Here is a 22,225-nt window from a genome sequence, read left to right on the forward strand (position 1 = left end):
AGCTTTAGAGCCAGCTGCCAGCGCTTATCTATAAAGCGCTGGCAGCTATTTTTTTGGGAGCATCAACCCTGCTTCCACGGCAGACCGTGAAAACGCCAGCCGCCCTTTTTGCCGCGCTGACCCTGCGCATCGGCGTCGCCCTCAAAACCTTCCAGGATGTTGTAGGCCGTGATGCCCAGCTCAGTAGCGCGGCGCGCGGCGGCGATGGAGCGCACGCCGCTGCGGCACAGCAGCACAGCCCGGGCGCCCTCAGGCACGGCCGTGCGCATCTGCGCATCAAAATCCGCGTTCATGACCATGCCCGGCCACTGCTTCCACGCCACGGCGATGGCGCCGGGCACCTGCCCCACCCATTCACGTTCGGCGTCGCTGCGCACATCCACCAGCACGGCCCGGCCGGCCTGTACCCACTGCCAGGCCTGCTGGGGCGTCACGTCACCGGCATAGCCGTCGGCGGGAGAAACGGAGGAGAGCGTATTTGTCATGGTTTGGATCCTTTCTGGGCACTAGGCAAAACGTTTGAACTGGGCGCGACCAGTGCGAGGGACGCAAGCCAAGGGCCGCCCCGCAGCGAGGGCGTCGTCCCCCTAGGGGGAAGGCGCCAAAGGCGACTCAGGGGGATTCACCACAAAGGCGCGGGCTCATCCCGCAAGCGGCTGCGCAGCTGCGCATAGTCGGGCACCACGGTGGCCACGGTGTCCCAGAAGCGCGGACTGTGGTCCATCACGCGCAGGTGGGCCAGTTCGTGCGCCACCACGTAGTCGATGATGGCTGGGCGATAGTGCAGCAGGCGCCAGTTCAGGCGGATGGAGCCGTCGGCCTTGGCACTGCCCCAGCGGGTGTTGGCGCTCGACAGGCGCAGGCTGGCCCAGCGCACGCCCAAGAGCGGAGCAAAGTGATCCAGCCGCTCGGTGAAGTGGCGGCGCGCGTCGCGCATGAGCCAGGCCTGCACGGCGTCGCGGATCTGCGCGGGGCTGGCGCTGTGAGGCAGGCCGATGTGCAGGCTGTGTGGCACCACATCCGTGCCCGCCACCAGCGCACCGCCTTTGCCCGCAAAACCGTGGCTCGGGTCCAGCACCACGGTCAAAGGCTCGCCCAGATAGGGCAACACGGCGCCATCGGCCCAGACAATACGACCGCCTTCCATGCGCTGGTGGCGCTCGCGCGCCTCAGACAGCTTGCGCAGGATCCATTCGGACTTCTCGCGCAGCGCAGAATCCACGCCCGACAGGGTGACCCAGCTGGGCGCACGTACCGACAGTCCATCGGCCCCCACGGTAAAGCCGATGGTGCGGCGCCGCGCGCGCTGCAACGCATAGGCCACGACGGCATCGCCCAGCAGCACTTCGCGGCTGGCCTGCGGGTGGCGGAATTCGGCCGGAGACAGCAGAGATGGCAGCGGTACAGCAGGTGCAGCAGGCCGATTCACTACTGTTTTAGGAGCTACTGGCGCTTTCCCATCCAGCGCTGGGGGCAGTTTTGACTTGGAATCTGCAGCCTTCACCCCCGGCACCGCAGCCGGTCCTGCCGGTGCGACCGGCGGGTCGAAAAAGTCGAGCGCCAACTGCACAAGCCGCTGCATCACGCTGTGGCCTACTTCTCGCCCGCCTTGGCGTGCGGGGGGATGACCACGGCTGGGTACGCATCAGGATCCAGGCGGCGCATCTCGGCCTCGATCCATGCCTCCACTTCGCGCATCAGCTCGTCGGGCTTGCGGCCTACGCTGGAAATGGGCTTGCCGATGGACACATCCACCACGCCCGGGCGCTTGATGAACGCCTTGCGCGGCCAGACCTTGGCGGACGTCACAGCAATTGGCACCACTGGCGCGCCGGTGTCGATGGCCAGGCGGGTACCGCCGGTCTTGTAGTTGCCCTTTTGCCCACGCTCGATGCGCGTGCCTTCGGGGAACATGATGATCCAGATGCCCTGGGCCAACAGGTCTTTGCCCTGCTGCACCACCTTGTGGAAGGCCTGGGTGCGCTGATCGCGGTCGATGTGGATCATGTCGAGGCGGCCGATGGCCCAGCCGAAGAACGGCACACGCAGCAGCTCCTTCTTGAACACATAGGCCAGGGGGCGCGGCATGATCGCGGGCATCAGAAAGGTCTCGTACGTGGACTGGTGCTTGACCAGCAGCACCGCCCCCGCGTTCTCGCCCTGCGGCAGGTTCTCCATGCCGATCACGTTGGCGCGGATGCCCAGGATCACGCGGGCACCGCTGATGCACAGTGACAGCCACGCGCGGGCGATGCGGTACAGCGGCTTGCCGCGCACGCCCAGCAGCGTGCCCAGCATGATGGTCAGCGCATAGGGCACCACAGTGATGCCCATCCAGAGAAGGTGAATGACGGAACGGATAAAGGCCATTTTGATGGTCATTTTGGCCGCCAGCGCTTATCTATCAAGCGCTAACAGCTATTAAAGTAATAGCATCAGACAGCGGCACCACCAGGCGCTGGCAGGGGTGTAGCCGCCAGGGGTGCCGCAGCGGGCTGCACAGCAGGCAAAAGCTGGTCCACAAAATCGCCCAGGCTGGCATGCACGCGCAGGCCCGGTGGCAGCCCCACAGGCAGCGGCCCCATCGGGTGCACCTGCGCCGACTGCCCCGTGCACACCAGGTGCAACTGCGCACCCAGCGCGGCCCCGGCCTGCAGGTGTGCGGCGCAGCTGCCCACCACCTGCACATCGTGGCGTTCCACCCCATATCGGTCGCTGATCTGCTCCAGCAGGCCGGGGGCAGGTTTGCGGCAGGCGCATTCCTCGTCGGCCGCGTGGGGGCAGTAAAAAACAGCGTCGATGCGCCCGCCCACGGCCGCCACCTGGCGGTGCATCTTGGCGTGGATGGCGTTGAGCGCCACCACGTCAAACAGCCCGCGCCCCAGCCCCGGCTGGTTGGTGGCCACCACCACATGCCAGCCCGCGTGGTTGAGCCGCGCAATGGCCTCCAGCGCGCCAGGCACGGCCGTCCACTCGTCGGCCGAGGTGATGTAGTCATCACCCAGCGGGTTGAGGGTGCCGTCGCGGTCCAGGATGACGAGTTTCATAGGAGGAGGTGCCTTGTGGAAACAGACCGCCAGCCTATCAGCCTCGGGGTCAGGCCGCCAGACGCGAGAGGTCGGCCACGCGATTCATCGCGTTGTGCAGCATCTTGAGCAGGCCCAGGCGGTTCATGCGCACGTCCAGCTGTTCGGCGTTGACCATCACATCGTCAAAGAACGCATCCACAGGCGCGCGCAGCACGGCCAGGGTCTGCAGCGATGCGGTGTAGTCGCCAGCATCGAACTGGGCGTTGGCTTCGGGCACGAAGCGCTGCAGGGCAGCGTACAGGTCCTGCTCGGCTTTTTCCTGCAGCAGCTCGGGGTTCACGTGCGCGTCCACCGGGCCTTCGACCTCGGCCTTTTTAAGGATGTTGCCCACGCGCTTGTTGGCGGCAGCGAGGGCGGGGCTTTCGGGCAAGGCGGCGAAGGCACGCACTGCGGCCAGTTGCTTTTCGACCAGTGCCAGACGCTGCGGACGCAGGGCCAGCACCGCGTCGACTTCCTGGGCGCTGTAGCCTTGCTCACGCAGGCTGCCGGCGAGGCGGTCGTAGATGAAGTCGGCCAGGGCCGCTGAAGCATCGGTGATCTTGTCGCCAAAGGCGGGCACTGCACCAGCCAGAAGCGCATTCATCTCCAGCGGCAGATCCTTCTCGACCAGCATGCGGATCACGCCCAGCGCGTGGCGGCGCAGCGCAAACGGGTCACGGTCCCCCGTGGGCAGGTTGCCAATGCCAAACATGCCCACCAGGGTTTCCAGCTTGTCGGCCAGGGCCACCACGACGCCTGCGGTGTTGCGCGGCAGCGCATCACCCGCAAAACGCGGCTTGTAGTGGTCTTCGATCGCGTGCGCCACGGTCTCGCCCAGGCCGTCGTTCAGGGCGTAGTAGCCGCCCATGATGCCCTGCAGCTCGGGGAACTCGCCCACCATGTCGGTCACAAGGTCGGTCTTGGCCAGTTGCGCGGACAGGTCGGCATCGGCCACCAGAGCAGCGTCGCCCAGTCGCGTGGCAATGGCCTTGGCAATGGCCCGCACGCGCTCCACGCGTTCACCCTGCGTGCCTAGCTTGTTGTGGTACACGACCTTACCCAGACCTTCGACGCGCGAGGCCAGGGTCTTCTTGCGGTCCTGATCAAAGAAAAACTTGGCATCGGCCAAACGGGGGCGCACCACGCGCTCGTTGCCGCCGGTCACAAAGCTCGTGTCTTCGGGGCTGATGTTGCTGACCACCAGGAACTTGTTGGTCAGCTTGCCTGCAGCGTCCAGCAGCGGGAAGTACTTCTGGTTGGCCTTCATCGTGAGGATGAGGCATTCCTGCGGCACGCCCAGGAACTGCTCTTCAAACTGGCAGATGACCACGTTGGGGCGCTCCACCAGCGCGGTCACTTCGTCGAGCAGCGCCTCGTCTTCAATGGGGCGGGCGCCATTGCCCACCTTCGCAGCAGCAGCGGCCAGCTGGCGCGCGATCTCGGCCTTGCGCTCGGCAAAGCTGGCGATCACGGCGCCATCCTTCTTCAGCGTGGCGGCGTAGCTGTCGGCATCGGCCAGCACCACGGGCGAAACGGCGGCTTCGAAACGGTGGCCGGTGGTGCTGTTGCCAGCCGTGAGGCCCAGCGCCTTGACCGGCACCACGGTGCTGCCATGCAGCGCCACCAGGCCGTGTGCGGGGCGCACAAAGTTCACGCTGGTCCAGCCGGGCAGCTCGCAGTCGGTTTCAAGCTGGTAGCTCATCACCTTGGGGATGGGGAGCTTGGCGATGGCTTCATCCAGCGCCTTTTGCAGGCCCGCCGCCAACGTGGCACCGGCCACCACGCTGTCGTAGAACAGGGCTTCGGCCTTGCCGTCCTGCGCGCGCTTCAAGGCAGCCACAGCGGCTGCGGGGTTGGACACATCGGCGCCCAGCGCCTGCAGCTTTTTCAGCAGCGCAGGCGTGGCGTTGCCGTCTTTGTCCAAGCCCACGGTCACGGGCATCAGCTTTTGCTGCACAGCCTTGTCGGCGGCCTTGTCGGCCACGGCGGTCACATGCGCAGCCAGGCGGCGAGGCGAGGCAAAGGGCGTGACCACTGAGGCAGCCGTCGCCAGGCCCTGGGCCTTGAGCTGGTCGCCCAGCACGGTAGCGAAGGCATCGCCCAGCTTTTGCAGTGCCTTGGGGGGCAATTCTTCGACAAACAGTTCAACGAGGAGGTTTTGAGTCGTCATGTTCTTGTTCTTTCCGCGCGCTCACGCAGCCTTCTTCGTCATCTGTTCCACCCACTCGCGCGGCGCCATGGGGAAGCCCAGGCGTTCGCGGCTTTCGTAGTAGCTCTGCGCCACGGCACGGGCCAGGTTGCGGATGCGGCCGATGTAGGCGGCGCGTTCCGTAACGCTGATGGCACCGCGCGCATCCAGCAGGTTGAAGCTGTGTGCGGCCTTGAGCACCTGCTCATACGCGGGCAACGCCAGCTGCTGCTCCATCAGGTACTTGGCCTGCTTTTCGTGCGCGTTGAAGGCGGTGAACAAAAAGTCCGCGTCGCTGTGCTCGAAGTTGTAGGTGGACTGCTCCACCTCGTTTTGCTTGTACACGTCACCGTAGCTCAGGGTGTCGGTCCACTTGAGGTTGTAGACGTTGTCCACGCCCTGCAGGTACATGGCCAGGCGCTCTAGGCCGTAGGTGATCTCGCCGGTGGCGGGCTTGCAATCGATGCCGCCCACCTGCTGGAAGTACGTGAACTGCGTCACCTCCATGCCATTGAGCCACACCTCCCAGCCCAGGCCCCAGGCACCGAGCGTGGGGTTTTCCCAGTCGTCTTCCACAAAGCGGATGTCGTTCTTTTTAAGATCAAAGCCCAAGGCTTCGAGGCTGCCCAGGTACAGCTCCAGGATGTTGGCCGGTGCGGGCTTGAGCACCACCTGGTACTGGTAGTAGTGCTGCAGGCGGTTGGGGTTCTCGCCGTAGCGGCCGTCCTTGGGGCGGCGGCTGGGCTGCACGTAGGCGGCCTTCCAGGGCTCGGGGCCGATGGCGCGCAGGAAGGTGGCGGTGTGCGATGTGCCGGCGCCCACTTCCATGTCATAGGGTTGCAAAAGGGCGCAACCCTGCGCGTCCCAGTAGGACTGCAGCTTCAAAATGATTTGCTGGAATGTCAACATGGCGTCTTTGGCTGAGGCACTGGCAAGCCAGGGCCGAGCAAGTAAGGGGAAAAAGAAGAAAAGGCGGTGCGGATGCCAGCCCCGGCGCCTGCCACCCAAAGGTAGCAAGGACGGGCCTCGCGCGCGCAAACCGGTGATTTTACGGCGCGCAGCCGCACATGCTGCGGCAGCGCCAGCAACATCGACCCGCGCCCATGAAAAAAGGCCGGAGCCCTTTTGGAGCACCAGCCTTCCCAACCAGTCACGCAGGCTATAGCCCGTTGCGTACCAGTGACCACCTTTGCGGGTAGCCCGTCGGCGCACGTGTTGTGCGCCAAGTCAAATCAACTATCCATCGCACTGGCCGGAGCGCCACCACAAGGCGCTGCCTGGGCGAGTGCCCCCGCGCAAGGGCCGCCCCGCCGCGCTGGGGGCGTCCCCCTTCAGGGGGAAGGCGCGCACAGCGCCTCAGGGGGTCTTCTCAATACTCCCAGAAAATGCGCTGCAGTTCCTTGCTGTCATTGGTCTTGGTGAGGGCCACCATGGCCAGGATGCGGGCCTTTTGGGGGCGCAGGTCGTGGGCCACCACCCAGTCGTACTTGTCGTCGGGCTGCTCGGCATTGCGCAGCACAAAACCGTCGGGCACGCGGGCCGAGCGAACGATCTGCACGCCCGCAGCACGCAGTGCCTTGAGCGAATCCACCGCCTGTGCCGCCACCGAGCCATTGCCCGTACCGGCGTGGATCAGCGCCTTCACGCCAGCCTTGCCGTAGGCTTCAATACCCGTGGTGTTCATGTTGCTGTAGCCATAGACGATGTCCACGGCGGGCAGCGCCTTGATGTCGTCGATGTTGAACTCGGACTGGGTGGTGTGGCGCTTGACCGGCGCGCGGAACCAGTAGTTCTTGCCTTCCACCACCATGCCCAGCGGGCCCCATTGGCTCTTGAAAGCCTCGGTCTTGATGTTGATGGTCTTGCTCACGTCGCGACCGCTCTGGATCTCGTCGTTCATCGTGACCAGCACGCCCTTGCCAGCGGCGTCCTTGCTGGCGGCCACGGTCACGGCGTCGTACAGGTTCAGCGCGCCGTCGGCCGACAGGGCCGTGCCGGGGCGCATGGAGCCCACCACCACGATGGGCTTGTTGGTGCGCACGGTGAGGTTCAGGAAGTACGCGGTTTCTTCCAGCGTGTCGGTGCCGTGGGTGATGACGATACCGTCCACATCGGCCTGCTTGGACAGGGCAGAGACGCGCTGGCCGAGGCGCAGCAGGTGCTCGTTGGTGAAGCTTTCAGACGCGATCTGGAACACCTGCTCACCGGACACCTTGGCCACATTGGCCAGCTCGGGCAGGCCTGCCAGCAGTTTATCGACCGGCACCTTGGCAGCAGCGTAGGTGGCGCTGTTGGCGGCCGAGGCGCCAGCACCTGCAATGGTGCCGCCGGTGGCCAGCACCACCACATTGGGCTTGGCAGCCTGGGCCATGGCCACAGCGGACGCGGCCGACAACAGCAAGCCTGCGAGCCAGCGGCTGGCAGTGGGGGAGGAAGAAATGCGCATGAGGGTGTCTCCTGATTTTTTGGGGGTTGGCGGCGCGCGTTGCGCCGCTCTTTGCAAAACCCGCCCGTGAAGCGGTGCCGCATCCTATGAGAAAGCAGAACACAGTCATGCGGAATAATTGACCCACCCTTATGAATTTCACTCACACCCCCAACACCTCCACACGATCCCAGTATTCGGGTCGCACAGGCACATACACCGGAGCATCGCTGGAATGAACTTGCGGCAACTGGAAGTTTTTCAGGCCGTGCTGCAGACTGGCAACATGAGCGCAGCGGCGCGCCTGCTGTGCATCACGCCCTCGGCGGTCAGCAAGGCCATTGCGCACACCGAGCTGCAGCTGGGCTACCGGCTGTTCAACCGCACACCTTCGGGCTTGACCCCCACCCCCGAGGCCCAGGTGCTGGCGGCCGAATCCACTGGCATCTACCGGCAGCTCGACGCACTAAAGCGCACTGCGCGCAACCTGGCCACCAGCGATTCGGGCGATGTACGCCTGGGGGCGATCCCGTCGATCACCCACGAGTTTCTGCCGCGCCTGTTGCAACACCATGCCGAGCAGCATCCGCAGGTGGGCGTAGAGGTGCGCACCATCCACCAGGACCAGATGACGCAGGCGCTGCTCACGCGCAGCGTGGACTTTTGCCTGGGTTTCTACAAACACCCGCACCCGCAAATTGCGAGCGACCTGCTGGTCAGCGGCAGGCTGTACCTGGCGGTGGCGACCAGTGTGTGGGCACGTGCACCCCGTGCCGCCAGCCCCGGCGCGCGGCTGGCGCAGGTGCCGGTGATCCGCCTGGTGGGCGACGACCCCATGCGCCAGGCGATTGACGAACTCGCGCAACGGCTGGGCTCTCCCGCCGGGCCTGGCATCCAGGTGCAGACATCGCGCCTGGCGCTGGAGCTGGTGCGCCGGGGCATGGGCTGGACGGTGGTGGACTTTCTCACCGCCAAGGGGCTCGACCCCGCGCAGATAGTGGCGCAGGAGCTGCACGAACTGCCCCCCATGTCGCTGTACAGCTACCACGCAAGGGCGTTGCCACCAGGACTGCAGGCCACGCGCATGCTGGCGATGCTGCCCACCCTGCTGCACGAGGCCCTGCAGCCCAACCCCAAGCCTGCCAAGCGCTAGGAGGCTGCGCTGCAGAAGGAGCATCGGCTGCAACGCGCGATAAACCGGTCTCGCGCGGTACTACCTCCTGCGCCCAGGGACCCACCCTGGGCTTGTCGGTAGCTCCACGCGATCCTCGGTTTTCGCGCGTTTCGCTTCGATGCCTTCCGCCGCGCAGCCTCCTAGCCCATGAAAAACGGCCTGCATGTCCAAAGACAGGCAGGCCGTTGCAGTGGGCAGGCTGCGGTCAGTGGTTCCAGCGGCGCAGCACCAGGCTGGCGTTGGTGCCCCCAAAGCCGAAGCTGTTGGACAACACCGTGGTCAGCTGCGCATCGCGCGTTTGCGTAACCAGGGGCATGTCACCCAGTGCCGGGTCGGGCGTCTCCACGTTGGCAGAACCGGCGATGAAGCCCTTGTTGAGCATGATCACGCAGTAGATGGCCTCTTGCACACCCGTGGCACCCAGCGAGTGGCCCGTGAGCGACTTGGTGGACGAAAACGGCGGCACCTTGTCGCCAAACAGGGCGCGCATGGCGCGCACTTCCTGCATGTCGCCCACCGGCGTGGAGGTGCCATGGGTGTTGATGTAGTCGATGGGGGCGTCGAGCCCTTCCATGGCCTGCTGCATGCACGCAATAGCGCCATCGCCCGAGGGGGCCACCATGTCTTCGCCATCGCTGGTGGCGCCAAAGCCCACCACTTCGGCCAGGATGGTGGCGCCGCGCGCCTGGGCGTGTTCGAGGCTTTCCAGCACCACAGCACCGCCACCGCCCGCAATCACAAAACCGTCGCGGTTCGCGTCGTACGCGCGCGAGGCCTTCTCGGGCGTGGCGTTGTACTTGCTGGACATGGCACCCATGCCATCAAACAGCAGCGACATGCCCCAGCTCAATTCCTCGCCACCACCCGCAAACATCACGTCCTGCATGCCCCAGGCAATCTGCTGCGCGGCTACACCGATGCAGTGGGCCGAGGTGGAGCAAGCCGAGGTGATGGAGTAGTTGATGCCCTTGACCTTGAAGTTGGTGGCCAGGCAGGCAGAGACGGTGGAGCTCATGCAGCGCGTGACCTGGTAGGGCCCGACGCGGCGGATACCCTTTTCGCGCAGCGTGTCGGCCGCCTCGATCTGGTTGGCAGGCGATCCGCCGCCCGAGCCCATGATGAGGCCGGTGCGCGGGTGGCTCACCTGCTCAGGCGTGAGACCCGCCTGGGCAATGGCGTCTTCGAGCGCGATCTGCGCGTACGCGGCCGCATCACCCATGAAGCGCAGCTGCTTGCGGTCGATACGCGCCTCGATGTCGATCTCAGGCGCACCACCCACCTGGCTGCGCAGGCCCAGTTCGGTGAATTTTTCGACGGCCTTGATGCCGCTTTTGCCTTCACGCAGGGAGGCTTCCACGGTGGCCAAGTCGTTGCCAATGCACGAGACGATGCCCGCGCCGGTGATGACTACGCGCTTCTTGGTGGTCATGCTGCGTCCTTGCCGTCTTCCTCGCGCTTGAACAAGCCCACGCGCAGGTCATTGGCTACATAGATTTCCTTGCCATCAGCCAGCAGGCGGGCATCGCCAATGGCCATGACCAGCTTGCGCTTGATGACGCGCTTGATGTCGATTTCGTAGGTGACGAGCTTCACGTCCGGGCCCACTTCGCCCGTGAACTTGACCTCGCCCGCACCCAGCGCACGGCCCCGGCCGGGCAGCTGCAGCCAGGTCAGGTAAAAACCGATGAGCTGCCACATGGCATCGAGCCCCAGGCAGCCGGGCATGACCGGGTCGCCCTGAAAGTGGCAGGCAAAGAACCACAGGTCGGGTTTGACATCGAGCTCGGCGCGGATCTTTCCCAGCCCGTGCGCGCCACCATCGCTGTCGATGTGCGTGATGCGGTCAAACATCAGCATGGGCGGCAGCGGCAGGCGCCCGCTGTCGGCGCCGAACAGCCGGCCCTCGCCCGAGGCGATCAGTTGTTCGTAGGAAAAGGAATCTGCCATTTTCAGTCGTGCTCCAGAACAGCGGTTGGCCCGCCTCAAATCATCGTTGTATGCAATACAGCCCCGTCTTGCGGGGCTCTATTATCAAGGCATAGGGAGCTGCCTCTAAACAATGGCCTGCCAAGCCACCCGCCCCGCCCTGTCGGCGCCTGACCTGGATCAATGGCGGCGCGCCCCCATGTCCTTGTTTCTGGCCCACACGCCAAGCGCCAGCACCAGCGCCCCGAACATCCAGAGCGGCCACAGGCCCCAGCGCGACACCCACCAAGCGTAGGGCGTGATGGCCCAGCCACTTTGCGCATCCAGCCCCCGGCCTTGCACCTCGCCCTTGAGCACGCCGCGTGTAGTGCGCGCCAGCTGGTGCGTCACCACACCCCGGTGGTCGATGATGGCGGTGGCGCCGGTGTTGGTGGCGCGCACCATGGGGCGCTCGAACTCCAGGGCACGCATGCGGCTGATCTGCAGGTGCTGGTCAATGGCCACGGTGTCGCCAAACCAGCCGATATTGCTGAAGTTGACGAACACCGTGGGCGCCTGAGCCGGGTCGATGAAACGAGCCCCCAGCTCTTCGCCAAAAAGGTCTTCGTAACAGATGTTGGGCGCAATGCGCTGGCCCGCCCAGGCAAAGGAGGGCTGCCCCACCACACCCCGGTTGAAGTCGCCCAACGGAATGTTCATCATGGCCGTGAACCATTTAAAGAAGGGCGGGATGAATTCGCCAAACGGCACCAGGTGGTGTTTGTCGTAGCGGTAGGGCGTGGCCCCGGTGGCGGGGCTCATGCCAAGCACCGAATTGGTGTAGCCCTGCGCCTCGTCGCCCAGCGGAATGCCCAGCAGCGCGGCCTGCGGACCCTGCGCGTAGCGCTGCTGGATGCCTTCCAGATAGCCCGGTATGAGCTGCTGGGGCAGCAGCGGGATGGCCGTTTCCGGCGCCACCACGAGATCGGCCTTGGCGTCGCGCAGCGCTTCGGCATACCACTTCAGTGCCAGCGGCACGCCGCTGCCCGACTGAAATTTCTCGTCCTGCGGGATATTGCCCTGCAGAAGCTCCAGACTCAGGGAAGGCGCCGGGCGCTGCAGGGGTGTGGAGCAGAGATGGATGGCACAAAAGCGGTCTACCGTGGCCAGGGCCAGCGCTGCCCCCAAGGCCAGCAGCAGCGCCCACAGGCGCCAGCCACGGAAGTCGGCGCGCCGCACTTGCACCGCCCCCATCGCCAGCATCGCAGCAACCGCCCCCAGCCCATAGACGCCCCCGTAGCGCGCCAGCGCCGCCAGCGGCCCATCCACATGGGCATAACCGCCAGCGCCCCAGGGGAACCCCGTCCACAAGGTGCCACGCGCCAGTTCGGCCACCAGCCAGAATGCTCCAAAAATGATAGCTGTTAGCGCTTTACTGGTAAGCGCCAGGCGGCAAAAAATCCCCAAGATCGCCGCGTAGTAGCTGGCGAGGAACGCCGCCAGCCCCAGCACCGCCGCCACGGCCAGCGGCGCTGCCAGCCCGCCGTAGGTGTGCATGGAGATGAAAAGCCACCAGAAGGTCCCGGCCAGCCAGGCCGTGGCAAACAGGCCACCGATGGCCGCGCCGCGCTGCCAGGAGACAGACACCGTGGCATGTGGTCGCACCAGCCAGGCCAGCACCGCCATGGAGGCGATCTGCAGCCACCACAGAGGCTCTCCGCTCCAGGGCCAGGCCAGCGAGGCCGCCTGCGCAACGCCGGCAGCCACGGCCAGCAGCGCCTGCAGGGCCAGCGGCAGCCCCGGCGTGGAAGTAGCGCGGGCCATCAGTCGCTGGCGCTGGCTTCTTCGACCCGCGACACCTTGAACCAGCGCACGGCGCCGCCCTTGGTGTGCAGCACGACGAAGTGCAGGCCGCTCAGCTGCAGGTGCTCGCCGCGCTTGGGCACATGGCCCATTTCATGGGCAATCAGGCCGCCGATGGTTTCGAAGGTTTCATGGGGGTCGCTGCCCTGAACCAGCACATCAAACGCCTCGCACACCCGCTCCACCGAGGTGTCGCCACTCACCCGGTAGGTGCGGTCGGCCAGGCCAAAGATGTCGCCGTCGTCTTCGGGGATGTCGAACTCGTCCTCGATCTCGCCCACGATCTGTTCGAGCACGTCTTCAATGGTGATGAGCCCGGCCATGCGGCCAAACTCGTCGATCACGATGGCCAGGTGGTTGCGGTTGCCGCGAAACTCGCGCAGCAGGTCATTCAGGCCCTTGCTTTCAGGCACAAAGGCGGCCGGGCGCAGCAGCGCTCGGATATTCAGCTCCGGCGCCCGCTGCAACTTGAGCAGGTCCTTGGCCATGAGGATGCCGATGATGTTCTCGCGCTCGCCCTGGTACACCGGAAACCGCGAGTGCGCGGTGTTGATGACAAGGTGCAGCATCTCGTCAAACGGTGCGTCGATGTTGACGAGGTCCATGCGGGGGGCGGCCACCATCACGTCGCCCGCCGTCATGTCGGCCATGCGGATGACGCGCTCCAGCATCACGCGCGAATCGGCCCCAATGACCTGGTTGTCTTCGGCTTCGGCCAAGGTCTCAATGAGTTCTTCCGTGGAGTCTGGCCCCGGATGGATGAACTCGGCCACTTTCTGCAGGAAGGTGCGCTTGTCTTCCCTCTCGGGTGGTCGCCCGGGGTGCGCGGGATGCGGGTCAGACACTGGAGTGCACGACGTGCGGTAGTGAATCAGGCCCCTAGGATAGCGGATAGTTGTGACGGCCCGCTACGCAAACCCCGCAGGCCGCGCAGCGCGACCTTGGGATGGATGGACCGACTATTCAGCAGATTGGTGGCGCGCGTGCTGCACGCCACTGCGCACTTCCTGCACGCTGGCCAAAAAGTCCCAGAACTGCTTGGCCTGCTTCTTGATCTGGTAATCCACCTCGGCGAACTGCTGCTCGACCATCTCGGTCATGCGCGTGTCCAGGCTGGCCGGTTCGATCTGGAGGTAAGCCTCGGACTCCGAACCATCGCGGCGCACGGTGGCACCGGCCTTGCGGGCAATTTTCAGCATGGCGGTGTTTTCGGAGAGCGCATGGATAAAAACCATGTTCACACCTTCATTGCGCGCATGCATCACGGCCCGCTCGAACAGACGTGCGCCGAAGCCCCGGCCACGCGCCTGCTTGAGCACCGACACGCCAAATTCGGCGCAATGTTTGTACTCTGGGTGCTCCGAGAAGGCCAGATGCGCCATGGCGATCAGTTCGAGGCGGCGGTTGTAGATGCCGAATATCTCGTCGCGGTTGAAGTCGAGTTGCTCGGCATAGCGCCGGATCTGCTCGTCGTTGGCGGCGTAGCCAAAACGCAGGTAGCGGTCTGCGGGCTCCAGCTGGAGCAAATGTTGGGTGATCCGCTCCCGGTAGGAGGGACCCAGGGCACGAATGGGAACCATCACGGGGACCTCCTGCTTGACGCGAGTTTCATGGGCAGGCGATTCGCCCATCACCGGGCGCAGCATATCCCTGCCTGCATACCAGGATGCCTTGAGCCAGTCTTTGGTTGCGATCATGGCTGCAAATATAAGGGTTTTCCCTCATTATTTCCAGCAAAAATGCTGCGTTGCAACAAATTAGTGAGGTAGCTCAAACCTGTTCCACACAGCACTCCTGCCCCACTTGGCAAGCTGGGCGCCTCCGCCAACGGCTTCCCGCAAGGGTATAGCGGCATGGGGCGCGGGGCAACATGGGGTGTCACGCTCGCGGCACCTTCAGCACCCGTTCAAAAGCCTATTTACACCGGCACGGCTGTGGTCGCCTTCACGCGGTCCAGCACAAAACTGGTCTTGCAGTCCTGCACGCTGGGGTGTTTGAGCAGCGTGTCCATGATGAACCGGCTGTAGTGCGCCATGTCAGCCACCACCACGCGCAGCAGGTAGTCCATCTCGCCCGTGAGCGACGCGCACTCCACCACTTCGGGCCAGGTCTGCACGCTGGCGCGGAACAGGTCCATGGGGTTGCGCTTGTGGCTTTCGGTGTGTTTTTCGAGCCGGACGTTGAGGTAGGCCGTCAGCCCCAGGCCCACGGCCTCGGGGGGCACCAATGCAACGTACCGGTCGATGACGCGGCTTTCCTCCAGGCGCTTGACGCGGCGCAACACCGCACTGGGCGACAGGCCCACCTGCTCACCGATGACGTCGTACGTCTCACGGCCATTTTCTTGCAGACGGCGCAGGATGGCCCTGTCCAGCTTGTCGAGTGCGTTTAAAGCTTGCATGGCGCAAGATTTTATGAAGTTTTGACTTTTCGCGCCTTCTGAATTGCAGGCTCGGGTATGTCCCGATAGTGACTCCACACGAAGAAAAGAAGAATAAACCTCGCAAAAACGAACGGTCGTTCTTTTTTTGCAAATACAAAAAACATACCTATGGAGACAACTGCATGACCGGATTCCTCAGCCGCTTTTTGCGGCGATTTGTTCTGGCCGCGACCGCCGCATTGCTGCTCGTCGGCGCCAGCGCGCAAGCCCAGACGGGCACCACCCAGACCCGCTACCCCATCGTGCTTGTGCACGGGCTTTTCGGGTTTGATTCGGCCCTGGGTGTCGACTACTTCTACGGCATCCCTGACGCCCTGCGCCAGGGCGGCGCCAAGGTCTACGTGGCCCAGGTGTCGGCCGCCAACAGCACCGAGGTCCGGGGTGAGCAGCTGCTCGCACAGGTGAACACCATCCTGGCCATCACCGGCGCGGCCAAGGTGAACCTGGTGGGGCATTCACACGGCGGGCCTACGGCGCGCTACGTGGCCGGGGTGGCGCCGGGCAAGGTTGCCTCGGTGACCTCGGTCGGTGGGGTCAACCGGGGATCGCGGGTGGCGGACATCATGCGTGGCGTGGCACCCGCGGGTTCGGTCTCCGAAACCATCGCCAACGGGGCGGCGTCGGCGCTGGTCGCGCTGATCAACCTGACTTCGGGCGGCTCGGGCCTGCCACAGATGCCCACCGCCGCGCTGGACTCGCTCACCACCGCCGGTTCCGCCGCCTTCAACCGACGCTTTCCGCAAGGCGTCCCCACCTCTGGCTGCGGCAGCGGCGCAGAACTCGTCAACGGCGTGCGCTACTACTCCTGGACGGGCACCAAGACCCTGACCAACGTGCTGGATGCGAGCGACGCCCTGCTGGGCGTGTTGGGCCTGGTCTTCGGCGAAGCCAACGACGGCCTGGTGTCGGCCTGCTCCTCGCGCCTGGGCAAACACCTGGGCGACTACCGGCAGAACCACCTCGACGAAGTGAACCAACTGCTGGGCCTGCGCGACTGGTTCTCCACCGACCCGGTGACGCTGTACCGCCAGCACGCCAACCGCCTCAAGGCACAGGGCCTGTAAGCCGTGAACCGCGCCCGCGCCTTCGCCGCAGGGGTGGCTCTGGTCGCCGCCGCGGCCGCCGTGGTCTGGTGGCCGGGTTCGCAGCAAGGCCTGCCGGGCGCGGTGGACCCGCGTTCGGTGCCCGGCGCGGCGGAAGCGCCAACCGGCGGTGCAGGCCAGACCCTGTCGGCGCGGCCCATGGAGAGCAGCTTCTTTGCCACCCGCCGCGCCACCGACCCCGACCGCGGTGAAGACCCCCTGCTGACGCACGGCCTGCGCGACACGCTGGAGGCACTGCTCACAGAAGCCCTGGAGGACGGCGCGACAGACCCCGCCGCACTCAAACAACGCCTGGCGGCGCTGGTGGGCAAACACTTCCCGGCAGCCCTGGCTACGCGTGCGTTGGCGCTGGCCGAGCGCTATGTGGACTACCGCGTGGCCCTGGGCCAACTGCGTCCTCCCCAGGACCCGAACGACCCCGGTGCCCTGCGCGAGGCGCTGGAAGCGCGCCACAAGGTGCGCCAGCAGTTTTTTGACGGCCCCGAGCACGACGCCCTGTTCGCCCGCGAGGCGGAACTGGACCGCTACACCCTGGCACGCCTGGAAATCGAGCGCAACCCCCAGCTCAGCGCTGAACAGCGCGCCCAGGCCTTGCGCGATGCAGAGAATGAATTGCCCGCAGCGCGCCGCGCCGAGCGCGCCGCCACCACCGAACACCTGAGTGCCGCCGCCCAGACCGCCGCGTTCAACGCGCAAAACACCGACGAGCGCACCCGCCACGCGGCCCGGAGTGCGCAATACGGCGAGGCCGCCGCCCACGCGATGGCCCAGCTCGACCGGGAAGAACAACACTGGCAGCAGCGGCTTGACCAGTACAACCAGGCGCGCGGCCAACAAGGCGAAGGCCCCGCATTGCAGCAACTGCGCCAGCAGCTTTTCTCCGCCGAGGAGCAACAACGCATCGACGCCGCCCTGGCGCTGCGGCGCCTGCCACCTGCTGCGTCAGGCTCCTGAGCTCCCCTGGCCCCACGCAAGAGACAGCCGCCACATACCGGGGTAGCGCCCTCGTCTTGCGCTGAAATTTGATCATTCACAATATTCCTGCAAATCGGAGGCCCAAGCCTCTTGATTTCGCCAGAAACATGAGGCAGGGCGCGCCTACAGTCCATGACATTCCTCAACGAATGCCGGAGACACCCCATGAACGCCGCCTTGCCGCAAGAAACCGCCGCCCAGCTCGAAGCCTGGGACAACCCCATGGGCCTGATGGGGTTCGAGTTCGTCGAATTCACCTCGCCCCAGCCCGGCGTGCTGGAGGCCGTGTTCGAAAAGCTGGGTTTCACCCTGGTCGCCAAGCACCGCTCCAAGGATGTGGTGCTGTACCGCCAGAACGGCATCAACTTCATCCTGAACCGCGAGCCCCATAGCCAGGCCGCCTACTTCGGCGCCGAGCACGGCCCCTCCGCCTGTGGCCTGGCCTTCCGTGTGAAGGATGCGCACAAGGCTTACAACCGCGCGCTGGAGCTGGGCGCCCAGCCCATCGAGATCCCCACCGGCCCCATGGAACTGCGCCTGCCCGCCATCAAGGGCATTGGCGGTGCGCCGCTGTATTTGATCGACCGGTTTGAAGACGGCAAATCCATCTACGACATCGACTTCGAGTTCATCGAAGGCGTGGACCGCCGCCCGGTGGGCCATGGACTGAACCTCATCGACCACCTCACCCACAACGTGTACCGGGGCCGCATGGGCTTCTGGGCCAATTTCTACGAGAAGCTGTTCAACTTCCGCGAAATCCGCTACTTCGACATCCAGGGCGAATACACGGGCCTGACGTCCAAGGCCATGACCGCGCCCGACGGCAAGATCCGCATCCCGCTGAACGAAGAGTCCAAGCAGGGCGGCGGCCAGATCGAAGAATTCCTGATGCAGTTCAATGGCGAAGGCATCCAGCACATCGCTCTGATCTGCGACAACCTGCTGGACGTGGTGGACAAGCTGGGCATGGCCGGCGTGCAGCTGGCCACCGCGCCCAACGAGGTCTATTACGAAATGCTGGACACCCGCCTGCCCGGCCACGGCCAGCCTGTGCCCGAACTGCAGTCGCGCGGCATCTTGCTGGACGGCACCACGGCCGACGGCACGCCCCGCCTGCTGCTGCAGATTTTCTCCACCCCCATGCTGGGCCCGGTGTTCTTCGAATTCATCCAGCGCGAAGGCGACTACCGCGACGGTTTTGGCGAAGGCAACTTCAAGGCGCTGTTCGAATCGCTGGAGCGCGACCAGATCCGCCGTGGCGTGCTGAACACCTAAGACATCAGACATCCAGGGTTAACCCTGAACAGGTGCCTATACTGCGCGCTCCCCGGAACTCATAAGGATCCCGATGTCGCTCCGTAGCACCCTGTTCAGTGTTGGCCTGACCTGTGTGGCCACCTTTGCCATGGCCCAAAGCCCCTCTGCCCCGCTCACCATCGTGGTTCCCTACCCCGCTGGTGGTCCGCTGGACACCTCGGCCCGCATCGTGGCCGAGGGTGCTGCAGCCCAGCTTGGCTCCATTACCGTGGAGAACAAACCGGGGGCGGGTGGTAGTACCGGTGCGGACCAGGTCGCCAAATCACCCAAGACCAGCAACCAGGTGCTGATGGGCGCCGTGGCCACCCACGCCGTCAATCCCTGGCTGTACAAGAACTTCCCTTACAACGCGCTCAAGGACTTCAAGCCCATCGCGCTGGTAGCCCGCACGCCCAACGTGCTGGTGGTCAGCGCGGCGCAGGCCACCAAGCTGGGGATCAAGACCACGCCGGAGCTGGTGCAGTACCTCAAGAAGAACCCGGACCAGGCCAAGTACGGATCGGGCGGCAACGGCAGTATCGGCCACATCTCGGCCGAGATGTTCAAGTCGCTCACCAACACCAAGATGGGCCACACGCCCTTCCAGGGCTCCAAGCCCGCGCTGGCCGCGCTGGAATCCGGCCAGGTGCTGATGGTGTTTGACAACCTGGCCTCGGCGTTGCCGCAGATCCAGTCGGGCAAGCTGCTGGCGCTGGGTGTAACCACGTTGAGCCGCAATGAGGCGCTGCCGAACGTGCCCAGCATCAACGACAGCGTCCAGGGCTTCAACGTGTCGACCTGGTTCGGCCTGTTCGCGCCCGCCTCGCTGCCCGATGCCGACGCGCGCCGCTACGCCAATGCGTTCTCGGCAGCGATGCATTCGCCCGCTGGCAAGGAGAAGTTCAAGAAGATGGGTATCACGCCCGAAGAGCTGACGCTCGACGGGTTTGCGCAGTTTGTGCGCTCGGAAAACAGCAAGTACGAGTTCCTGATCCGGGCCGCAAAGATCAAGATCGATTAGCAGCCGCGTGGGCTGGTGCGCACCCCCGTCGCGGTGCGCCGACCATGGCGGCAAAGGAGAAAAAAATGGGACAAGCCCCTGTCGTCTATGGCCAATCCACCCGCCCACCGCGTGGCGACTACTCGCGTGCCAACGCGGACTACACCTGCCCGCAGGACTACGCGAGCTACACCGACGCCGACCACGACACCTACCGCCGCCTGTACGAGCGCCAGCGCGCCCTGCTGCCCGGCCTGGCGAGCCAGGCGTTCATCGACGCCCTGCCCTCACTGGGCGCCAGCGACCGCATTCCGCGCTTCGAAGAGGTCAACGAGCGCCTTTACAAGGCCACAGGCTGGGAGCTGGTGGGCGTGCCCGGGCTGATCCCCGAGGTGCCGTTTTTCACCTTGCTGGCCAACCGCAAGTTCCCGGTGACGGACTGGATCCGCAAGCCCGAGGAGTTCGAGTACATCGTCGAGCCCGACATTTTTCACGACCTATTCGGCCACGTGCCGCTGCTGTTCAACCCGGTGTTTGCGGACTATGTGCAGCGCTACGGCCAGGGCGGTCTGAAGGCTCAAGGGTTGGGGTCGTGCGAGATGCTGAGCCGCTTGTACTGGTACACCATCGAGTTCGGGCTGATCCGCGAAGCGGGGCAGTTGCGGGCCTATGGCGCGGGCATTTTGAGTTCGTCGGGCGAACTGGCGTACTCAGTGCAGAGCCCGGAGCCACAGCGCATTCCGCTGCAACTGGAGCGCACCATGCGCACGCGGTACAAGATCGATACGTACCAGCAGACGTATTTTGTGATCGACAGTTTTGAGCAGCTGTTCGAGATGACGGCGGCGGACTTTGCGCCGATCTATGAGCGGCTGCGGGGGTTGCCGGAGTTTGCTGCGGATGAGCGGGAAGCTGTTGCGGCTTGACTTTTCGAATGAAATTGGCTGCTACCGCTTTTCTATAAAGCACCAATAGCTACCATTTTCATAGCATTCAGCGGCCGTACGGGCTGAACCTCTTGAAGCTTTGGCGTGCTAGTTTGGAAGGCGTGCCAGTGTTTCAGGGCGGAGGCCGGGAGTCGCCCGGCATGCGAGTAACTTTCTTTCGCGTCGCCGATAGAAAGTCACCAAAGAAAGGGCGACCCTACTGTCTGCGACCCCTTCGCTGCGCTGCGGGGCAACCTGGGGTGCTCGGTCACGGGGTGCGCCGCAGAACTCACTGCGCGCTGACGCGCTCCGTTCAAACAACTGCGGCGAGTCAGTTCACGAAGCATGGGCGCTCCGACGCCCATGCCCACCCCGCGCCCTGCGCGCCCCAGGCGCATACAGAAGGGAACCCGACGGACATCCATTCGGGCCATTGCTTCGCTCGGCCCCATCTCGCGGGCGCAAGCGCCACGCGCTGCGCAGGCGCGGCCGAGCGCAGCGATGGCAAGTGTGGATGTTTGGATGTTCGGCTGCCCAACCCCCTGCTGGCTGCGCCTGCGGCGGGGCGGTTGTGGGGTGGCATGGGCGTCGAAGCGCCCATGCTTCGTGATCTGACTCGCCGTGGTTGTCCGAGCGGCGCTGCGCAGCAGCAAAGCGAGTTCCACGGCGCACCCCGCAACCGCCCCGCCGCAGGTTTGCCCCTTCGCACAGCGAAGGGGTCGCAGACTGGGGGTCGCCTTTTCTTTGGTGACTTTCTTTTGGCGAAGCAAAAGAAAGTTACTCGCACGCCGGGCGACTCCCGGCCTCCGCCCTCAACAAAGGCACGCCCCCAATCAGCGCACGCAACAAAACACTACAAAATCAATAGCTACCAACGCTTTATAGACAGGCGCTAGCAGCCAAAAAACCACAGAATCACCCTCGACCTATCTCCTCCAGACAAGCCTCCATCACCCCGGGGTCAAACGCCATCTGCACATGCGCAACCCCTTCCACCAAGCGGTGTTCCGCCCCCGCCAACGCCGCGGTGGTCGCCGGAAACACGATGTTGTCGCAGTTCGAATACCAACAGGTAAACAACGCCGCCCGCCCTGCAGGCTCCGCCCGCTGCAAGGCCACCACCCAATCCCCCGCCAAGCTCATCTGCCGCCCATTCACCGCCCGGCTGAACCGCCCCAGCCACGTGCCCCCGTGGGGCGTGCCCAGCGTCAACACCCGGTGCACTCGGCCGTCGGCCTGGTGCGCCCGCAGCCACGCCCGCACCGCCAAGCCCCCCATGCTGTGGCACAACAACACCGGCGCCTGCCCCGTGGCAGCCGTCACTTGGCGCACAGCGTCTTCGATGATGTCGGCATACTCGTCAATCGACCCCATCACCGGCTCCAGATTGACCGCCACATAGGCATGTCCCCGTGCTTGCAATGGCGCAAACCACGGCAGCCACAGGCCCCGGTTGCACATGAAGCCATGCACCAGCACAACGCCGCGCTTTCCGGCGGGCTGCGCAGGCAGCCAATCGGGCAATGACTGGTGGCGAAACGGCTGGCGCCAGCAAAACACCATCAACGCCACCCACACCTCGGCCCACCAGGCACCCACGACCTGTGACAGGCGGGCGCGGGGCGCAGTATCGGCACGGTTGGTGATGTGCATCAGCACAAACTCTACCGCCATCACCACCAGGTAAATGCAGAGCGGCACCAGTGCCCCCAGCACGGCACGCAACGGTGAATAGGGCCACTGCCACACCAGCCAGGCGGCCATGGTCAGCAGAATGAACAGGAGCAGGATTCGTTGCCAGCGCGCGATCATGGTGGTGAGGGCAAATGTTGTAATGGACCAGCCGCATTGTGCGG

Annotated in this window: 20 protein-coding genes; 6 read left to right on the plus strand and 14 right to left on the minus strand. The window is 64.9% G+C overall.

Annotation, left to right across the window (positions count from 1 at the left end):
- Nucleotides 1-62 precede the first annotated feature (62 nt).
- The 7 genes from LPA35_RS14240 to LPA35_RS14270 all read right to left on the minus strand — a co-directional run bounded on the left by LPA35_RS14240 (nucleotide 63) and on the right by LPA35_RS14270 (nucleotide 7,702).
- Nucleotides 63-485 (minus strand): rhodanese-like domain-containing protein, encoded by a 423-nt coding sequence (locus tag LPA35_RS14240; RefSeq protein WP_228897426.1) that lies wholly within the window; start codon nucleotides 483-485, stop codon nucleotides 63-65.
- Between the two features lie 137 nt (nucleotides 486-622).
- Nucleotides 623-1,582 carry a M48 family metallopeptidase gene (locus tag LPA35_RS14245; RefSeq protein WP_228897695.1) on the minus strand — a complete coding sequence of 320 codons (960 nt, stop codon included), beginning with the start codon at nucleotides 1,580-1,582 and terminating at the stop codon, nucleotides 623-625.
- A gap of 11 nt (nucleotides 1,583-1,593) precedes the next feature.
- Complete coding sequence (locus LPA35_RS14250; RefSeq protein WP_228897696.1) at nucleotides 1,594-2,370, minus strand: 1-acyl-sn-glycerol-3-phosphate acyltransferase; 777 nt, start codon at nucleotides 2,368-2,370, stop codon at nucleotides 1,594-1,596.
- Nucleotides 2,371-2,435: 65 nt separating this feature from the next.
- On the minus strand, nucleotides 2,436-3,047 hold the full coding sequence (gene gmhB / locus LPA35_RS14255) for a D-glycero-beta-D-manno-heptose 1,7-bisphosphate 7-phosphatase (RefSeq protein ID WP_228897427.1): 612 nt from the start codon (nucleotides 3,045-3,047) through the stop codon (nucleotides 2,436-2,438).
- A gap of 49 nt (nucleotides 3,048-3,096) precedes the next feature.
- The gene (gene glyS, locus LPA35_RS14260; protein ID WP_228897428.1) at nucleotides 3,097-5,238 is read right to left on the minus strand and encodes a glycine--tRNA ligase subunit beta; all 2,142 of its coding nucleotides are present in this window, start codon (nucleotides 5,236-5,238) and stop codon (nucleotides 3,097-3,099) included.
- Between the two features lie 21 nt (nucleotides 5,239-5,259).
- Nucleotides 5,260-6,165, minus strand: a complete 906-nt coding sequence (gene glyQ, locus LPA35_RS14265) for a glycine--tRNA ligase subunit alpha (protein ID WP_010462637.1) — start codon at nucleotides 6,163-6,165, stop codon at nucleotides 5,260-5,262.
- A 460-nt stretch (nucleotides 6,166-6,625) separates the two neighbouring features.
- The gene (locus tag LPA35_RS14270) at nucleotides 6,626-7,702 is read right to left on the minus strand and encodes an asparaginase (protein ID WP_228897429.1); all 1,077 of its coding nucleotides are present in this window, start codon (nucleotides 7,700-7,702) and stop codon (nucleotides 6,626-6,628) included.
- Between the two features lie 214 nt (nucleotides 7,703-7,916).
- Here LPA35_RS14270 and LPA35_RS14275 point away from each other — a divergent pair, with 214 nt between their 5' ends.
- Nucleotides 7,917-8,834: a LysR family transcriptional regulator gene (locus LPA35_RS14275; protein ID WP_055396861.1), complete on the plus strand. Its 918-nt coding sequence runs from the start codon at nucleotides 7,917-7,919 to the stop codon at nucleotides 8,832-8,834.
- A 226-nt stretch (nucleotides 8,835-9,060) separates the two neighbouring features.
- On the opposite strand, the gene fabB is transcribed toward LPA35_RS14275, so the two are convergent.
- The 6 genes from fabB to LPA35_RS14305 all read right to left on the minus strand — a co-directional run bounded on the left by fabB (nucleotide 9,061) and on the right by LPA35_RS14305 (nucleotide 15,024).
- A complete protein-coding gene (gene fabB / locus LPA35_RS14280; RefSeq protein WP_055396863.1) occupies nucleotides 9,061-10,284 on the minus strand; it encodes a beta-ketoacyl-ACP synthase I in 1,224 nt (407 codons plus the stop codon).
- The gene (gene fabA / locus LPA35_RS14285) at nucleotides 10,281-10,802 is read right to left on the minus strand and encodes a 3-hydroxyacyl-[acyl-carrier-protein] dehydratase FabA (protein ID WP_008907199.1); all 522 of its coding nucleotides are present in this window, start codon (nucleotides 10,800-10,802) and stop codon (nucleotides 10,281-10,283) included. Before fabA ends, fabB begins: the two co-directional genes overlap by 4 nt.
- A gap of 159 nt (nucleotides 10,803-10,961) precedes the next feature.
- On the minus strand, nucleotides 10,962-12,584 hold the full coding sequence (gene lnt, locus LPA35_RS14290; protein WP_228897430.1) for an apolipoprotein N-acyltransferase: 1,623 nt from the start codon (nucleotides 12,582-12,584) through the stop codon (nucleotides 10,962-10,964).
- Nucleotides 12,584-13,468 (minus strand): HlyC/CorC family transporter, encoded by an 885-nt coding sequence (locus LPA35_RS14295; RefSeq protein WP_055396869.1) that lies wholly within the window; start codon nucleotides 13,466-13,468, stop codon nucleotides 12,584-12,586. The genes lnt and LPA35_RS14295 overlap by 1 nt, the downstream gene beginning before the upstream one ends.
- A gap of 114 nt (nucleotides 13,469-13,582) precedes the next feature.
- The gene (locus tag LPA35_RS14300) at nucleotides 13,583-14,320 is read right to left on the minus strand and encodes a GNAT family N-acetyltransferase (protein ID WP_055396871.1); all 738 of its coding nucleotides are present in this window, start codon (nucleotides 14,318-14,320) and stop codon (nucleotides 13,583-13,585) included.
- A gap of 221 nt (nucleotides 14,321-14,541) precedes the next feature.
- Nucleotides 14,542-15,024 carry an Lrp/AsnC family transcriptional regulator gene (locus LPA35_RS14305; protein ID WP_055396873.1) on the minus strand — a complete coding sequence of 161 codons (483 nt, stop codon included), beginning with the start codon at nucleotides 15,022-15,024 and terminating at the stop codon, nucleotides 14,542-14,544.
- A gap of 164 nt (nucleotides 15,025-15,188) precedes the next feature.
- On the opposite strand from LPA35_RS14305, the gene LPA35_RS14310 reads away from it, so the two are divergent.
- The 5 genes from LPA35_RS14310 (at nucleotide 15,189) to phhA (ending at nucleotide 20,369) form a co-directional block, all read left to right on the plus strand.
- The gene (locus LPA35_RS14310; RefSeq protein ID WP_055396875.1) at nucleotides 15,189-16,130 is read left to right on the plus strand and encodes a triacylglycerol lipase; all 942 of its coding nucleotides are present in this window, start codon (nucleotides 15,189-15,191) and stop codon (nucleotides 16,128-16,130) included.
- A gap of 3 nt (nucleotides 16,131-16,133) precedes the next feature.
- A complete protein-coding gene (locus LPA35_RS14315; RefSeq protein ID WP_228897431.1) occupies nucleotides 16,134-17,123 on the plus strand; it encodes a lipase secretion chaperone in 990 nt (329 codons plus the stop codon).
- A gap of 186 nt (nucleotides 17,124-17,309) precedes the next feature.
- Nucleotides 17,310-18,422 (plus strand): 4-hydroxyphenylpyruvate dioxygenase, encoded by a 1,113-nt coding sequence (gene hppD / locus LPA35_RS14320; RefSeq protein WP_056059508.1) that lies wholly within the window; start codon nucleotides 17,310-17,312, stop codon nucleotides 18,420-18,422.
- Nucleotides 18,423-18,495: 73 nt separating this feature from the next.
- Entirely contained in the window at nucleotides 18,496-19,464 is a 969-nt protein-coding gene (locus tag LPA35_RS14325) for a tripartite tricarboxylate transporter substrate binding protein (protein ID WP_121422215.1), read from the plus strand.
- Nucleotides 19,465-19,529: 65 nt separating this feature from the next.
- Complete coding sequence (phhA, locus tag LPA35_RS14330) at nucleotides 19,530-20,369, plus strand: phenylalanine 4-monooxygenase (protein ID WP_218298897.1); 840 nt, start codon at nucleotides 19,530-19,532, stop codon at nucleotides 20,367-20,369.
- 915 nt (nucleotides 20,370-21,284) lie between these two features.
- Here the strand turns inward: phhA and LPA35_RS14335 are convergent.
- A complete protein-coding gene (locus tag LPA35_RS14335) occupies nucleotides 21,285-22,181 on the minus strand; it encodes a triacylglycerol lipase (protein ID WP_228897432.1) in 897 nt (298 codons plus the stop codon).
- Nucleotides 22,182-22,225: the final 44 nt, after the last annotated feature.

This window comes from Acidovorax sp. Leaf73, assembly GCF_916855635.1.
GTDB classification, from domain to species: domain Bacteria; phylum Pseudomonadota; class Gammaproteobacteria; order Burkholderiales; family Burkholderiaceae_C; genus Acidovorax; species Acidovorax facilis.